The 14,720-nt window shown below is 47.9% G+C and carries 18 protein-coding genes; 9 read left to right on the forward strand and 9 right to left on the reverse strand.

From position 1 onward, the window contains the following. The first annotated feature begins 42 nt into the window (after positions 1-42). The 5 genes from ACZGCQ_RS05555 to ACZGCQ_RS05575 all read left to right on the forward strand — a co-directional run bounded on the left by ACZGCQ_RS05555 (position 43) and on the right by ACZGCQ_RS05575 (position 2,917). Positions 43-762: an alpha/beta fold hydrolase gene (locus ACZGCQ_RS05555; RefSeq protein ID WP_481265757.1), complete on the forward strand. Its 720-nt coding sequence runs from the start codon at positions 43-45 to the stop codon at positions 760-762. Between the two features lie 81 nt (positions 763-843). Next, the gene (locus tag ACZGCQ_RS05560) at positions 844-1,551 is read left to right on the forward strand and encodes a hypothetical protein (RefSeq protein ID WP_481265758.1); all 708 of its coding nucleotides are present in this window, start codon (positions 844-846) and stop codon (positions 1,549-1,551) included. Positions 1,552-1,561: 10 nt separating this feature from the next. After that, positions 1,562-2,266 carry an AAA family ATPase gene (locus ACZGCQ_RS05565; protein ID WP_481265759.1) on the forward strand — a complete coding sequence of 235 codons (705 nt, stop codon included), beginning with the start codon at positions 1,562-1,564 and terminating at the stop codon, positions 2,264-2,266. A gap of 104 nt (positions 2,267-2,370) precedes the next feature. Further along, positions 2,371-2,718: a hypothetical protein gene (locus ACZGCQ_RS05570; RefSeq protein ID WP_406747718.1), complete on the forward strand. Its 348-nt coding sequence runs from the start codon at positions 2,371-2,373 to the stop codon at positions 2,716-2,718. Further along, the gene (locus ACZGCQ_RS05575; RefSeq protein WP_058713141.1) at positions 2,699-2,917 is read left to right on the forward strand and encodes a helix-turn-helix domain-containing protein; all 219 of its coding nucleotides are present in this window, start codon (positions 2,699-2,701) and stop codon (positions 2,915-2,917) included. The genes ACZGCQ_RS05570 and ACZGCQ_RS05575 overlap by 20 nt, the downstream gene beginning before the upstream one ends. Here ACZGCQ_RS05575 and ACZGCQ_RS05580 read toward each other — a convergent pair. From ACZGCQ_RS05580 to ACZGCQ_RS05590, 3 genes are all read right to left on the reverse strand, one after another. Next, complete coding sequence (locus tag ACZGCQ_RS05580; protein WP_058264949.1) at positions 2,892-3,302, reverse strand: SRPBCC family protein; 411 nt, start codon at positions 3,300-3,302, stop codon at positions 2,892-2,894. The two genes, ACZGCQ_RS05575 and ACZGCQ_RS05580, sit on opposite strands and share 26 nt — an antisense overlap. An 86-nt stretch (positions 3,303-3,388) precedes the next feature. Further along, on the reverse strand, positions 3,389-3,607 hold the full coding sequence (locus tag ACZGCQ_RS05585) for a hypothetical protein (RefSeq protein ID WP_481265760.1): 219 nt from the start codon (positions 3,605-3,607) through the stop codon (positions 3,389-3,391). 2 nt (positions 3,608-3,609) lie between these two features. After that, entirely contained in the window at positions 3,610-4,890 is a 1,281-nt protein-coding gene (locus ACZGCQ_RS05590) for a right-handed parallel beta-helix repeat-containing protein (protein ID WP_481265761.1), read from the reverse strand. 154 nt (positions 4,891-5,044) lie between these two features. Here ACZGCQ_RS05590 and ACZGCQ_RS05595 point away from each other — a divergent pair, with 154 nt between their 5' ends. Continuing rightward, entirely contained in the window at positions 5,045-5,587 is a 543-nt protein-coding gene (locus ACZGCQ_RS05595) for a hypothetical protein (RefSeq protein ID WP_481265762.1), read from the forward strand. A 35-nt stretch (positions 5,588-5,622) separates the two neighbouring features. Here the strand turns inward: ACZGCQ_RS05595 and ACZGCQ_RS05600 are convergent, their stop codons facing one another. Continuing rightward, positions 5,623-6,237 (reverse strand): histidine phosphatase family protein, encoded by a 615-nt coding sequence (locus ACZGCQ_RS05600; RefSeq protein WP_481265763.1) that lies wholly within the window; start codon positions 6,235-6,237, stop codon positions 5,623-5,625. Between the two features lie 144 nt (positions 6,238-6,381). On the opposite strand from ACZGCQ_RS05600, the gene ACZGCQ_RS05605 reads away from it, so the two are divergent. Continuing rightward, positions 6,382-7,257 carry an alpha/beta hydrolase gene (locus tag ACZGCQ_RS05605; RefSeq protein WP_481265764.1) on the forward strand — a complete coding sequence of 292 codons (876 nt, stop codon included), beginning with the start codon at positions 6,382-6,384 and terminating at the stop codon, positions 7,255-7,257. Positions 7,258-7,496: 239 nt separating this feature from the next. Here ACZGCQ_RS05605 and ACZGCQ_RS05610 read toward each other — a convergent pair whose 3' ends face one another. Next, entirely contained in the window at positions 7,497-8,183 is a 687-nt protein-coding gene (locus ACZGCQ_RS05610) for a hypothetical protein (protein ID WP_481265765.1), read from the reverse strand. A 20-nt stretch (positions 8,184-8,203) separates the two neighbouring features. Continuing rightward, positions 8,204-8,734 (reverse strand): nucleotidyltransferase family protein, encoded by a 531-nt coding sequence (locus tag ACZGCQ_RS05615; RefSeq protein WP_481265766.1) that lies wholly within the window; start codon positions 8,732-8,734, stop codon positions 8,204-8,206. Between the two features lie 186 nt (positions 8,735-8,920). On the opposite strand from ACZGCQ_RS05615, the gene ACZGCQ_RS05620 reads away from it, so the two are divergent. After that, the gene (locus ACZGCQ_RS05620) at positions 8,921-9,508 is read left to right on the forward strand and encodes a hypothetical protein (RefSeq protein ID WP_481265767.1); all 588 of its coding nucleotides are present in this window, start codon (positions 8,921-8,923) and stop codon (positions 9,506-9,508) included. A gap of 66 nt (positions 9,509-9,574) precedes the next feature. Then, positions 9,575-12,811 (forward strand): FtsX-like permease family protein, encoded by a 3,237-nt coding sequence (locus tag ACZGCQ_RS05625; RefSeq protein ID WP_481265768.1) that lies wholly within the window; start codon positions 9,575-9,577, stop codon positions 12,809-12,811. A 52-nt stretch (positions 12,812-12,863) separates the two neighbouring features. On the opposite strand, the gene ACZGCQ_RS05630 is transcribed toward ACZGCQ_RS05625, so the two are convergent. From ACZGCQ_RS05630 to ACZGCQ_RS05640, 3 genes are all read right to left on the reverse strand, one after another. Then, positions 12,864-13,787 (reverse strand): DMT family transporter, encoded by a 924-nt coding sequence (locus ACZGCQ_RS05630; RefSeq protein ID WP_481265769.1) that lies wholly within the window; start codon positions 13,785-13,787, stop codon positions 12,864-12,866. A gap of 105 nt (positions 13,788-13,892) precedes the next feature. Beyond that, entirely contained in the window at positions 13,893-14,363 is a 471-nt protein-coding gene (locus ACZGCQ_RS05635; protein WP_481265770.1) for a hypothetical protein, read from the reverse strand. Positions 14,364-14,396: 33 nt separating this feature from the next. Further along, a complete protein-coding gene (locus ACZGCQ_RS05640) occupies positions 14,397-14,714 on the reverse strand; it encodes a hypothetical protein (RefSeq protein WP_481265771.1) in 318 nt (105 codons plus the stop codon). Between the last annotated feature and the right edge of the window lie 6 nt (positions 14,715-14,720).

Here is a 14,720-nt window from a genome sequence, read left to right on the forward strand (position 1 = left end):
TGTTATTCTTACTTTTATTCCCACTAGAATAGGAGGAATCATATGTCTTTCGATTTCATGATGTTACCTGAAACGACGTTACACTATCGTCTGATTCTCGGAACTTCCGATCAACCGACGTTTATCTTTGAAAATGGATATGGACAAGATCTTTCAACCTGGCAACCAATCATGGATCAAGTTGAAGGACTTGGAACGATCTTGATGTATGACCGTACGAACATCGGTGGTAGTATGCAGCATGATTCTGAGACTAGTCGCCAGAGCGTGAATCGCCTTCGCCGTTTGATCGATACCTTATCTCTCAAACCACCCTTTATTCTTGTGGGTCATTCCTATGGCGGCACGTTAGTTCGACAATTTGCATCGCAATATCCAAGTGAAATAAAAGGTCTATTGCTCATCGATGCAACACCAGAGTCTTATATTCAACGCTTCTTACCAGTGATGCCAAACACGTTCCAATCCATATACAAAAAACAATTCACGCTCGAATGTACATACGAAGATTTTAAAGAGAGTATTGAAGCGACGAACGTTGATATCCTCTACCCATTTCCAGTCGTTGTTTTGTCTGCTGGTAAAAAGGATCATTATTCGCGTGAGGCGCAACTATTGTGGCACGAATTGCAACGACAAACTGCTGCACAGTCGATCCAAGGGTTGTTGATCGAAGTTCCAAACAGCCGGCACTTCATTCAACAGGATGTCCCCCATATTGTTGTCGATGCGTTACATCGTTTGATTTCAGGTGATTCTTAAGCTCTTTTCAACGGAACTATTTCCCATTTTTAAACGTATACTTAATATAAGCTTGATTCGACAGACTGATTGGAGGCACATATGTATTCGATTCCTAGCTACTTCATACTCTACTTAAAAATCATGCTGACGGATAAGATTCCGGTCTTTTGGTCGTTGATTTTCCCGTTGATTCTCGCCTTTGTCTTCGGGTCACGGTTGGACTTCACCGAGAACAGTTTCCTCTCGTTCCTTGCGCTCTTTTGGGGCTATATCTCACTTTCGATTTACGTAAATGGCATCGGACTCCAACTTGCCCGGATGCGGGAACATGGTTTGATGAAGACGTATATCATGATTTCCGGTAGTAAGATTGGTTGTATTCTCGCACTCGTACTCGTTCAGCTCGTGTTTGCAGCCGTTAGTTTGACAGTCTTTACGACGATCCTGATGCTCGTATTCGGCTACTTCTCACCTTTGACGTTGTTACTCGCTTATCTCGTCTTGTTGCTCAGCATCCCGCTTGCTTTTGCAAGCATTGCCTTGACGATGCTTCCAGCAAAGATTTCGAGCATGTCGACATTGATCAACATCGTCATGTATCCCCTGTTCTTGTTCGCGAATAGCCAACCGGATCGCTGGTACAGTTACTTGAATCCTTTTTATGTCATGAAAACACTTGGTCTCGCCGTCTCTGAGCACGTTACGGGAGCATCGTTACTTATCTTGACCGTCGTACTCGTCGTTTATCTGTTACTTGGTCTACTCTCTGTCAAACGCTTTAATCTCATGTCATTGCTGACCCGATAGGAGGACTCAGATGCACGTCCAACATATACGCTTCAACTATCCGAAATCACCTGACCTGTTACACGATGTCTCCTTTTCACTCATTCCCGGAAAATTGAACGTCTTGATCGGGATGAACGGTGCCGGGAAAACAACACTGTTTGATTGCATGACCGGTGCCTTACCGATCACGTCCGGAGAACTGGACTTACCCGATATCTCGGACATTCTCTATTTGACGCAATTCATCTATTACTCGGATGAATTAAAGGGCAAGGATGTCGCCGTCTTCGTCGGTCGGCTCGCCCGTCTGAAAGCATATCGCAAACAAGAGACCTATACGCGTCATCTGAAACAACCGCGAGAACTCGATCTATTCGCTCATCTGTGGGAAATGAAAATCGGTAAGATGTCCGCTGGTGAAAAGAAATGGTTATTCGTCACCCTGTTGACGACAGTACCGCGTTCGCTCTACATTTTTGACGAGCCGACAAGTGGCGTTGATCCGGCAACCCGCCTCCATATCATGCGACGCTTCGAGCAGATGACAGCAAACGGTCAAACGTGCCTCTTCTCGACGCATCAATTACACGATCTATTGCATACCGATGCCCATGTCATCTTCCTTCATCAAGGTCGTATTTTGTATGAAGGCGACTTCAAGGATTGGTTGAACCGATTCGAGACGACGGATCCGGACGTCGCGTTCGTCCAAATGCTTGCACTGGCAGGGTAACGTTAACCACCTCTCTTTTGGAGGTGGTTTTTTGTAATATTTGAAATATAGGTTTTCGAAAAACATGTACAGGATATACACATTATAAGAAAGGAGGTCGTCCGATGAACTTCATTTCCGGTCAAGCTTTTATCACGATGATGGATTCACTTTTCAACGAAGAGGAATGGAATCGACACGTCTTATACATCACTGCAAATTCAGCAGCTATCCACTTACAAAAACGATCTACCACCATTCACTCGCAGCCTATTGAATATCAGATTTCGTTTCTCGTGCATTTACCAACGCTAGAAAAACGACTGATCGTCAAAACGAATCAACAGGAGACGCGTCAATTTTTCTTTGATTCAATGGCTTCCATCGATTGTATGTGCACTAGTTTAATGCCGTGGACGAATCCAGGGCGATTCAATGAGGAGGAAAACGTTCATGTCCACCAACACTCTTGAACAACGCATGAATGCCGTCCTCGATTGTTTGGCGGCCGCAAAGGACTACCAACGCATCGCCGGACGGCATGATGTGTCGTATCAACAATTGTATAACTGGGTCCGGCGCTATGAGAGCGGCGGTATTCCTGCCCTGACGGATCGCCGTGGTCGGAAGTTACGAAGCGAACGACTTACTTCGACTCAGCATACGCCTTGAACCGATCAAGGATCGCCTGCCAGCCCGCTTGTTGCATCTCAGGCGGGTTGTTTGTGTCGGCATCAAACGATTCGATGACTTCAGTCTGTTCCCCGTTCCGAGAGAAATCAATCGTCACCTGACGACCATCCTCGAGGACATACACAATGCGTTCGTAAGGAACGATTGTCTCGTATGTACCCGTGAAATCAAACCCCATGCTACCGTCTTTTGCTTCCATTCGATTCGTGAATTGACCACCGACCGTCAAATCATTCGTTGACGCCGTCGTATGCCAATCGTCAGACGCTGCGTTCCAGCGTTTGATGTCTTCCGGTGCGTTCCAAATCTCCCACACGGTCTCGACCGGACGGTCAATCACAGCTTGAATCGTTAGTTTCGTCATCTTTCTTCCTCCTTACCAATTGAAGTTCTCTCCCTATTTCGAGGACGATTAAATGAATTCCTTGTTATTATCGATTAATTCAGGTGTTATTTTGAACGCTTTGTTTTCCATAACACAAACAATATAATTGCTGGAACGAGACAGATGATTGCATCGGTAACGGTCGGCAGTCGTAACGCCGGACTTGTTAAAAACCGAACGCCTTCCACTGTCCAAATCGTTAACATTAAGGCGGTCAACGCTGCAAGCCGCCAGCGTCTCGGAATCCGGATCCAGTAAGCTAGGAGTCGCTCCGATAACTTCATCTTCACTCCACCTTTCGGACCGCTTTCAGAAAGCTTTGTTCCGTTTTATAGGAGGCGTCGCGCCACATGAAACGTTTTGTATGCTTGAACGTATTTTTTTCAAACTGATTTCCAGAACTCGTCTTGAAGTAATGGGCGACACTTAACGAACCGTCGAACGTGTTCTCGATGATTTTGTTGTCATGGACATCGTGCTGGACGAGCAATTGACCACCCTCGAGTCCTTTTGTATCATTCCCGATCAGCTGATTTTGCTCGATCCGGACACGTTTTGTACCGCCTCGCTTCGTGTCATACCCACCGATCGCAATTCCGGTGTAGACGTTTTGCAGTACATCATTCTGGCGCACGATGACATCTTCTGCGTACCGTCCGGCATGTTCACTCGTCACTTCAATCCCGATATCACTCGCTTCGACGAGATTCTTCTCAATCGTTAGGTTTTTCCCACCGTCGACATAGATACCGGCCGCATTGTATTCCTTCCCGTAAGCAGGATTCCCGTAGCTTGACGTCCGGTAGACACGATTTTCCGACACGACGCCCTCACGGACGTAGTCGTCTTTCTTCGACTGAGCGATCCCTTCGTGTCCGATTAAATCAATGCCGATGTTGTCGTTATCCCGTAAAACGTTCTTCGTCACACGGAAATGTTTAACGTTTCCGTTTAAGACGAGGGCTTCACTGAAACCGAGACGATTCTGCTCGACTCGGTTACCGGTGATCGTCAGGTGACGAATCGCTCCCGTTCCGTAGACGGCGATGCCGTGGGCATCCCCATCTTTCGCGAGCGTCTTAATCTGGCGAACCGTATTGTTCTTCAACGTGATGTTAGATCCTGATCCCGTGACCAAAATGCCGATCGGTGTCGCATCCGACCGTTTCGACTGAACGGCTTCGATCGTCAGTCCTTGGATTGTCACATATTTTCGATTTTGCACCTGAACGATCGGTAAGGTTGCGTCCTGATCTTTGATGTTTTTCCCGCTTAACGTGACCTGCTCGTCTTGATAGTTTCGGAAGGTGATCGGGCGTTCTTTCGTTCCGTTCTGTCTAACGTTCAGCTTCTCGTGATACGTTCCTTTTCGCAAGTAGACCGTCGTACCCGCAGTCGCTTTTTGTGTCGCCTGTCGAATCGTTTTAAACGGATGCTTCAACATGCCAGTATTTTTATCACTGCCGTTCGGTGCGACGTATAACGATTTTGCCGTCGATTCGGCCTCTTCCCCCGTCGAGGCACAACCGACGAGCAGGACGGTTGCTAATAACCATTTGCCTTTCATGATTTCCTCCTTTATTTAGCAAGAACATTGTTGGTATAATCTAGGTGTCATTTCTAATTTTTTGAATATTTCAATTTCATCCCGATTCACTATGACTACGGAAAAGAGGAACACGTCATGAAATATGCGCTCCTATTCACCCTTCCCTTCTTGCTTGCTGGTTGCACAATGGAAGCAACCATCCTTCCAAAAGAAACCGTCAAGATCAAGAAGTCTTCATTTTTCGATCACACCCTCTACCGCAAAGGACGAGTCGCAGCAACAGCAGACATTTTTCTTAACTGGTACACTCGATCGCCCGCTCGAGCTCAAGGCGGTCCAATTTGACGATACAGAACCACCAGAGGTGCTGATCGACAAATCGATTTCTGCCGGTACATATGATCGTACGCCATTCCAGTTGACGTATGATTTGAACCTACTTAACGATTCGCATGCCTTCACCTATTCGCTTGATGCGAAGAATGGTATTCCTGAGACGAAAACGGTCTATACCTTACCTCAAAACGTCCAGACTGACAGCGGTCAATTCAATGATCAAAAACAGACGAATGTTTCATTCTATCCCTTACTCCTCAAACGCTATACGACAGGAGAATCGATCATCGGTCGCTCAGTCGACACGTTATCCTCTCCTCACCTAAAGGTCAGAAAACAAGAAGGCGCAATTTTGATCTATTTGACGAAATCACGATAAGGAGAACGGCGGACCGAGAAAAGTCCGCCGTTTTTTTAGTCCGCTTTGACATGCGACATGTCAGCTTCCAATCGAATCACGGCTTCCCCATCCCTGTATTCAACGATCGTCAAACTCGTTCCATGAATGAACGGCGGATCCCATAAGGTCGCGAACGGCTTACGTTGAAGACATGTCAGCAAGATGTTAAGGAAGATACCGTGGGTGACGATTAAGATGTTTTCGTCTTCTTCATGATCTGCCAGTCGTTCCAAAAACGATAGAATGCGCTCGCGGACCGCGTCAAAGGATTCTCCACTCTCCGGTATGTAGGTATGCGGCGTTTGCCAAAATGCAGCATGCGCAAGTGGATGCGCGACTTCAATTTCTGCCGCCGTCCGCCCTTCCCAGGCTCCCATGTGCATTTCACGCAATCGATCGTCGATGGTGACCGGAATCGCCGGATCAAGATCCATCATTCGAACTGTTTCTCGGACGCGACCAATCGGACTGATGTAGAGATGATCCAGATGAACTTCACGTAAGCGGTGACCAAGATCGCGCGCATTTTGCCTGCCCTTTGCTGTCAAAGGAGAGTCTTCCCAGCCTTGCATTCGTTTTTCTAAGTTCCATTCCGTCTCGCCATGACGCGTAATGTAAAGTGTTGGCATCTATTCCATCCTTTCGATTTCTAGTTTCTTTCAAAAGTGTATCAAACTCTGGCTGCTTTTTCCTGCAACTAGAGAAAACGAATCCAGAAGAGAAATTCACCAATCCGTTCGGTATGATGAAGATAGACCTAAAGGAGGAATTCGATGAATCGCCAAGAGATGATTGACCTTGCCAAACAAATCCGCTCAGATGAGGAACGTCCTCAAGTCACACCTCCTCATCCACCGCAAGCGACCACGACTACGCTACACGTGCCGACTTCAGTCGGAGATATCCGAGTGCTGTGCCACTCACCGCTTGATGCAGTAGAACCGCTACCTGGATTCATCAGTTTCCATGGTGGTGGCTTCATCACCGGAACGCCAGAGATGGATGAACCATGGAATCTGTTTCTCGCTGAGACCGCCAACTGTCATGTTCTGAATATTGAATATCCGTTAGCGCCGGAACATCCATTTCCTGTTCCGGTCCACGTCGCCTATGAGGTCGTTCAGTGGATTTTCCAACATGCTGATACGTTACGCCTCGATGCTTCACGCATCGCAATCGGAGGGCATAGTGCCGGTGGCAATCTTGCGACTGCCGTATCGTTACGGAACGCTGAGCAGACAGATCCTGTGCCGCTCATCGCTCAAATTCTGGACTACCCTCCGCTTGATCTCGCGACGGATCCAGCGGATAAACCGTTCTTTGAGGAGGCGATTCCGGTCGAACAAGCCCGGCAGTTCAATGCGATGTACATCGCGCGATCGGAAGACGCATACCACCACCTCGCTTCGCCACTCTATGCGGCTCAACTCAATGCGTTACCACAGACGCTCGTCCTGACGGCGGAGCACGACTCGCTGGCGCAGGAGGCGCGGCAGTATGCAAAACGCCTTCAATCGGCAGGTGTCGCTGTTGAACACCAGGAATTCGCCGGTCAAGCGCATGCCTTTACACACCACGGTGACTTAGACGCGGCGCTTCAGGCTTGGCAACGTATCGCGGATTACCTCAAGTCCGTCTATCGTTCGTAAGTATAAGGGGGCTGACTCAAAAGTCAGTCTCTACAAAGATAAGGGTGGCAGAATAATCATCTGCCACCCTTATCGCGTAAATAAAGAATGACGCGTTCCACGCCACTCCTACAGGAAAAAGCGCATTTTTGCGCTGTCAGAGACAAACAAGATCCGCTTACCTGCTTGAATAGAGCAGGTAAGCGAGTCTTGTGTCTCGCCTGAGGAAAGGGCGTGAAAAGACGCGTCATTCTTTTTTTCTACTCGGTGAGAAGCGAGTCAATCGGACTGTCTGGTGATTTCCGAATCAACCGCATGGTTGTCTCTTCCGGTCGATCACTGACGATCCACATCACGTCTGTTCCGTTTTGGTAGGCAAGATTGAGCTGTCTCCCTTGCTTTTGAACGTGTACCTTCAATCCGTTGATGGTACGTACCCGTTTTCCAAATCGTGCCGGAATCTGCTCACTTTTCAGTCGTGTCTCAATCACCGTGTAATGACGATTCGTGACAAGTTTCGTCGCCATTTTTTTCTTGTTTCCTTCCCACGCTAGACTCCCTTCGATTGACTCGCCTTTCGTGGATTGATCCCGAATGAGATCCATCGAACTGCTTAACATCCAGTTCGACTTCTTTTCATAAATCATCAGCGAATCGAATCGTCCATCGATGACGCTTGCTAGCAGTAAATTATAGTCACCGAATTTAGCGTCCACTCGAAAATCGTCTTGCTTTAACGTATAGGTGGACTTGTCACTCAAGTCATATTTAAACTGATGTTCGGCCGTCTCTACAGCAGTCGGATAGGAGCCACTGTCGAACAAACTCGTACCATCAACGTGAATCTTTTCTTTCACCTCGACATTCTTTTCCGGTGCGCACCCGCTGATACAGAGGAGTCCTACTAGTATAAGCGGTATCGTTTTTTTATAACTGATTCGTTTCATCACATAAGCTCCTTCTTGTTTCATGGACATATATGTAGACTTACGTCGTCTTGCCATCCTTTTTCGATCACTCGTCGCTGAAAAATCGAATGACGGTCGGTACCAACTTGAAAAGAAGGGGTCGGTCGAATGATCCGATGAGTAAAGTCACTTGCACCGTATGGAAGATAGAGTTCAAAATCGGGTCGTCTCGTTACGCCGATTGCCGTGACGGTCTCAGGGAATTGTGAGATTGCATCTTGCGCTGATGCATACGGTGGCAACTCATTCACGAGATGCATCCGTGCTTGATTCTTGACCGACCACGGTAAATCAAGCCATTTACACAATTGACGCTCATGTCTTTTTTCCGTCGCTTCAGAAATATCCGATGGGTCAAAATAGACGATATCGATGTCAGACTGTGCGTTTTGATCAATGCCCCAAATCTTCGAACGAAGGACACCGGCACAAATCCACCAATCCGGTAAATCGAGTCGTTCCGCGATGGTCAGCATGAGCTGCACTTCTGAGTCCTCTCGTAATCGCTGTTCGATGTCAGCTTGATTCATTTATTTTCCTCCCTCCGACGCAGCATGATGCTGGATGCGTGTTTTCTATAGTTTACCTCATTTCATCAAATCGGGAATCGTTTCCTGGCTTTTATCCCATTTTTTGTCTTACCGCTTGTTTCCATTCCTTGTAAATAGTATATTTTGTATAACTATTCTGACAATTCAACGAAAAGGAGTGTTTTCATGCTGCGTTTTCGTAAAACGATTCCTGTGCTTGTAACGTCTCTTGTCCTAGTCGGTAGTGCTGGTTGGTACTGGTCTTCGCATCAGGATCAGCCCGTCAGCGTCTCATCGCAAACGAAATTAGCTGGTGTCAATGAAACAACCGAAGATCGTGTCCAATCGATTCAAGAATTGATGGAATTAGGAACTGTTAAGACGTATCCCGGGGATCCGCAACTAAAAAAGAAGTCCTTTCGTGCTGAAGCACTTTTAGCTTCTCCCCCAAAAGAATTGCAGCTAAAAGAACAAACGGGTTACCGCTACGTAACCGTACCACTCGTCCTACATGATACGACTGAGACCGTGGGAGGATACAGCATCTACAAACCGAACTTGTTTGTTCTAAATGACGGTAAGGGTAACGAATACAAGATCGTCGACTATGTCAGCCATAATCCGAAAGCATGGCGAAACAGTCATCAGTATTATGCTCCGCAACGTGCTCAAATCGACCTCGTTTATCAAGTACCGGACAAATCGAAAACGTTCGTCTTACTCGCAGATTCCGACGCGTTCCCGAAAACACATGCGATCAAGATCGAGTTATGAACTGCCGCGCTTGCATGATTGTGTAAGCGCTTTTTACATAGGATGTTATGAAAGGACGTGAAGAGCTTGCTACGATTCATTTGGAATTCTTGGTGGCGCAATAAAGAACGATTCATCCTCTTACTCGTCGGCGTACTCGTCGTCAGTACTGGACTGAGTTACTTGATCGGCACGACGCAAGCGAACAACGGTACGGTCGTTGACGAGTTACAAAAACGCTGGAAATCTTCCTACGATATCGTCGTTCGTCCACCGAACAGCCGGAGCGTGACGGAAGACCTCAAACTACTCGAACCGAACTATATGAGTGGTCTTGACGGTGGGATCACGATGAAACAATACAAAACGATTCAAGCCATTACAGATGTCGACGTCGCCGCTCCAATCGCGATGATTGGAAATCATGCGACAGGAGCGAACGTCGGGACGCATCGTTTTGATGATTACGGAGTCTATAAGTTGACGATCACGGACAAACAGAACACCGGACTGAACGTCGAAAAATATTCCTCCATCAGCTATCTCGCCGCTGGTTGGACACCAGATGAGAACGCCACCATCGCCGGTGTCTCACCTGCTGCGCTCGGCGAAGAACCTTTGCTCGAATTCGGGAGCGATACGATGATTGCCGGAATTGATCCCGAGGCAGAAGCCCGTTTGATCGGACTCGATGATGCGACAGTCAACGGCAAACATAGCCGTTATTTTAACGAACAGGACGCAGCAAACATCGTCGATCCGGAACTTGGAACGGTCGAGCTTCCGATATTAATGAACGAGCGCGAGTATGTCGACGCATCACGAACGTATACGTACGAAAAGCTGGATCTCCCCCTCATTGATGATTCGATTCAGGAGACGATTCGAGATGTAACGAAACGGGGCGGCGAAAAATATTTAAAAACGTTAAAGACGACGGATCGTCCTGGAAAAACCTACTCCGTCACGACACAAGACGTTCAGAAAAAGTTGATCCAGCAAATCATGACCGACTCCTTTCCGACATTACCCTCTGGTAGCTCCGAGTGGCTGATCCTCAAACCGTCACCAATCAGTTACCAAACGATTTCAAGCCCTTTCGCTTCGCGTTGGCCATTCAGTTATCAGGTCGAACCGAAAAAAGTCAATCCTGATTCCTTACTTGCGAAACGGACGATGTATCGGGAGGCACGGATGTTCGGAAATACAAGTGACGATTGGCCGCGGATTCGTTTGAACTATATCGGTGTCTTCAATCCGAAAAAACTGAATTTATCAAAGGATCCGTTAACCGAATTACCGATGGAAACCTACTTCCCAGCAAAAGCGCAATGGGTCATGGACAAAAACGATCGACCGATCAATCCGGTCAAGGACGTCAAGCCGACGAACGACGCTTATGATTTCTTGACGAAGCCACCTTCGATGTTGACGACGCTCGATGCTGCCTTTAAGATTCGCGGTGAAAAAGCGATTTCCGTCATTCGTGTCAACGTCAAAGGTGTCGATCAGATGAATGCCGCGAGTGAACAAAAACTCCAAGATGTCGCTCGCGAAATCGAGGATAAGACTGGTTTGATCACGGACATCACGCTCGGTTCGTCACCGCAACTCGCATTGACTTACTTACCGGGTCTAGAAAAAAAATCAGCACTCGGCTGGGTGCAGCAACCGTGGATTAAGCTCGGTTCTTCAATGACGATTTTCCAGGAAGCGAAAGTCGGCATGTCTGGTGTCATCGCTAGCGTCATCGCGGTCGCACTCGTCTATGTCTTTAGTTCGAACATCATCCTGCTGTATGCACGAAAAAAAGAGTTCGCGATTCTTTTATCACTCGGCTGGCGCCCCCGTCAGCTCTCGAAACTGCTATTCCTTGAAGCGACGCTACTCGGCTCTCTCGTCGCGCTAATCGCCTGGACGATTCTCGGCACGTTTTGGTTGACGACGGACCATCCGATTGCACTAGGTCGGATTCTTCTAATCGGACTTGCCGGTTTACTCATCTACTGGGGTGGTACGCTCGTGCCGATGATGTTGATTCGAAGAATCAAACCCTATGAGAGTATGCGTTCTGGGGAAGTCTCACGTTCGCGGCGATTTGTACGTTCGCAATCGATTGTTGGCATGAGCATGAACCAACTCTTCACGTACTGGCAACGAACGCTTCTTTCCATCATCGCGATTGCCTTACCGACGGGTCTGTTCATCTTCTTCCTGTTCGTGACATTCCGTCTGAAAGGAGTCTTATATGCCACGTGGCTCGGTGAATATGTCGCCTTAGAAGTCGGCACGATGCATTATGTCGCGATGGGCGTCGCCCTCTTGATTGCCATCTTGACAACGACGGAAATTCTTTGGCAAAACGTCAATGAACGTCGCAGTCAACTCGCCGTCTTAAAGGCGACAGGTTGGCAAGACAGACTCATTCGTCGACTTGTCTTACTAGAAGGTTTGTTGACGGGACTACTCGCCGGGATTGTCGGTCTTCTCTTTGCACTGGCGATGATTTGGCAAGTCTACCGTCAATTCCCGACGTCAGAACTCGGGTTCTTGACTACCACGATTCTGATTCCGCTCTTGACCGGAATCATCGGAGCCGTCTTACCGGCTCAGCGCGCTGTCCGAATCGTTCCGAACGCAGCGATCAGTAGTGTCAGCGCCAATTCCAAAGAAACGGAGCGTCGCTTCAAACTGGCCCTCTCAACGATTGGTGCCGTGCTATTCGTCGGTGTCTTATCGCTGTTCCTATTTGCGACAAATGAATCGCCGGCTGAACAGACACCGACTGCTCAAGCACCAAAGGTCATCACGACAGGTAGTAAGATAACAGATGGTGTGACAGGATCGAAGAGAACGCTCAAGAAAACAGAAAAACAAGATTCCGGTGTGATTGAAGAAACGATGGCAAAAGGCGTCATCAAGACGTTCCCGGGAGACCCCGTCGTCAAAGATACAAGTTTTTGGGTCGGCAAGTTATTGAAGCAACCGCCCGCCTCCTTGAAATTAAAAGAAAAAGCTGGCTACCAATACATCACGGTACCGACATTCTATCAAGACCCACTTTATCAAGAAATCGGTGAAGAAAGCTTCTACCATCCGAATCGTTTCCGTCTGACGGGAGTCAGTGGAGTCTATGAACCGATTGATTATGAAAATAAGAACGAAAAAACCTGGAAACAAGGACTCAAATACGTCGCCCCGGGCAAGGCACACGTCAACCTCGTCTATCAAGTACCGGCAGATGAGACAGAATTCGTGCTGTTCGTCTCAGGGGATAGCTTCGCGAAAACGATTACGGTCAAACTTGATTTAAAGAATGACTAAAAACAGACCGTCTTGCGCGTAGATTCTCCTACGTGCAAGACGGTCTGTTTGTTCATAAACGAATCAGGATGATGCCACTGAGCATGACAAGCAGACTAACGATTTGCACACCGGTGATCGGTTGTTTTTTTGCACCGAACCAACCGAAACGATCAATCAATAGGCTGCCGGTCAATAAACCAATCGTAACGATGACGACGGCGAGTCCTGTACCAACGAGTGGAACGATGAAAGCATTACCGGCAACGAACAGTGCACCGATCAATCCTCCGATCCAGATCCAAGCAGGGAGTGGTTGCGCACGATCGATGTGCCACTTCGTTCGGAGGATCAGATTCAAGAGCAGCAAGGTGACCGTTCCGATGACGAACGAAATCAAGGCCCCTTTGACGGCTGACCCGAGAACACTTCCGAGATGACCATTGATGGCCGTCTGAGCAGCACTCATCATACCGGTTAGAATCCCGAGAATACGCCAGACAAACAACGAATTTTCTGATGATGCTCCCTGTTTCTTCCGCCGTCGTGCGAAATAATCACCTAGCGCGACCGTCCCGACGACACCGAGTAACACAAGCACTGCGCCGATGACTCGTGTCAGCGAGAGTGAAGTGACCGTTGACTCAAACAATCCGAAATGATCGATCAACAGTCCCATGATGACTTGACCGAAAATCGGCATGATGACCGTTTGGACACCTCCGAGTCGCGGAAACAGCAGGATGTTCCCCGTCAAATAGATGACGCCAAGCAGTCCCCCACCCCAAATCCAGAACGGTTCATCGGCAGTAGCCGTAAGACCTGTGAGATTCCCATCAACGAGCAACACGAGAATCAGTAAGAAGAGTGAGCCGATCGAAAAGGAAATCAGCGAAGCGAGGAACGGCGACCCCACGACGCCCCGTAGTCGTGTATTGACACTCGTTTGAACCGGTACGAGCAGACCGATGATGAATCCAATGATGATTGCAAGCATACGAGGACCTCCTTCTTCATGTGCCCTTCCATCATACGGTAGTCAAACACGCTGAAGCGATCGGAATGCTCAAAAAGGAGCCGGTTCATCGACCGGCTCCATGGATTAGATGTTTTTCCACGACTTCGGATACGTCCGCAGTTCCTTCTTCGTTGGATGCTCAGCATCGAGACGTTTTCCGTTTCGTTCAAGCAACATATCAGATACGAGCAAAACAATCGCAAGCACGACATAGACGGCAAAACTTAGGAAAAACGGTAAATCGAAGACGATGATCAGTGGGAAGAACAGTCCCATTAAGATGACGAACAAAAAATCGGTCACATACTGCCATTGAATGATTTTCTTCATCTGTGGTTCTACCGTTAATGCCATATCACGTTCGACTTCTTGCGAGTGAATCCGCGCAATCCAGACCGATGCCACAAGTAAAAAGAACAATGGCCAGTACACGTCCCGATTGGCGACGACCAATAAGATGCTGACGCCGTACAGCAACGAGCTGTACAAACGGGATTTGACGAGTTGACGCTTTTCTTCTTGAATGAACGCGATGCGTTCGGCTTTTGTTTTCACCTATATTCCCCCAAACGGATATGACGTCTTCTATTAATTCGGTCGAACGGTCCGTGATCGTCCGATGTACTCGACTTTATTTTGAAGTACACGATACATCCGGTATTCTCCCGTCGGTGCCGACTTCAGCTGAACGGCAATCTGATGCCGTCGTGATTTCGATGATTCCGACGCTACAAAGTACGGTTTGACCGACGCGATATCATCGCGTCCGAACTGCTTCGTCACGTGTCGAACGACTTGCACTTCAATGATCTGTTCATAGGTCGCATCCCGTTCATCTGCAATCATCCACCAGCCGACACCGCTAATCACTACGAGTAATAGAATCGCCCCGATCGTTTTTCGCATTTCGAT

It is taken from the genome of Exiguobacterium sp. HSB13, assembly GCF_056764755.1.

Bases quoted from the DNA above. Each gene is read 5' to 3' on its own strand.
- ACZGCQ_RS05555 (WP_481265757.1), top strand. From the start codon at position 43: ATGTCTTTCGATTTCATGATGTTACCTGAAACGACGTTACACTATCGT.
- ACZGCQ_RS05560 (WP_481265758.1), top strand. From the start codon at position 844: ATGTATTCGATTCCTAGCTACTTCATACTCTACTTAAAAATCATGCTG.
- ACZGCQ_RS05565 (WP_481265759.1), top strand. From the start codon at position 1,562: ATGCACGTCCAACATATACGCTTCAACTATCCGAAATCACCTGACCTG.
- ACZGCQ_RS05570 (WP_406747718.1), top strand. From the start codon at position 2,371: ATGAACTTCATTTCCGGTCAAGCTTTTATCACGATGATGGATTCACTT.
- ACZGCQ_RS05575 (WP_058713141.1), top strand. From the start codon at position 2,699: ATGTCCACCAACACTCTTGAACAACGCATGAATGCCGTCCTCGATTGT.
- ACZGCQ_RS05580 (WP_058264949.1), bottom strand. From the start codon at position 3,302: ATGACGAAACTAACGATTCAAGCTGTGATTGACCGTCCGGTCGAGACC.
- ACZGCQ_RS05585 (WP_481265760.1), bottom strand. From the start codon at position 3,607: ATGAAGTTATCGGAGCGACTCCTAGCTTACTGGATCCGGATTCCGAGA.
- ACZGCQ_RS05590 (WP_481265761.1), bottom strand. From the start codon at position 4,890: ATGAAAGGCAAATGGTTATTAGCAACCGTCCTGCTCGTCGGTTGTGCC.
- ACZGCQ_RS05600 (WP_481265763.1), bottom strand. From the start codon at position 6,237: ATGCCAACACTTTACATTACGCGTCATGGCGAGACGGAATGGAACTTA.
- ACZGCQ_RS05605 (WP_481265764.1), top strand. From the start codon at position 6,382: ATGAATCGCCAAGAGATGATTGACCTTGCCAAACAAATCCGCTCAGAT.
- ACZGCQ_RS05610 (WP_481265765.1), bottom strand. From the start codon at position 8,183: ATGAAACGAATCAGTTATAAAAAAACGATACCGCTTATACTAGTAGGA.
- ACZGCQ_RS05615 (WP_481265766.1), bottom strand. From the start codon at position 8,734: ATGAATCAAGCTGACATCGAACAGCGATTACGAGAGGACTCAGAAGTG.
- ACZGCQ_RS05620 (WP_481265767.1), top strand. From the start codon at position 8,921: ATGCTGCGTTTTCGTAAAACGATTCCTGTGCTTGTAACGTCTCTTGTC.
- ACZGCQ_RS05630 (WP_481265769.1), bottom strand. From the start codon at position 13,787: ATGCTTGCAATCATCATTGGATTCATCATCGGTCTGCTCGTACCGGTT.
- ACZGCQ_RS05640 (WP_481265771.1), bottom strand. From the start codon at position 14,714: ATGCGAAAAACGATCGGGGCGATTCTATTACTCGTAGTGATTAGCGGT.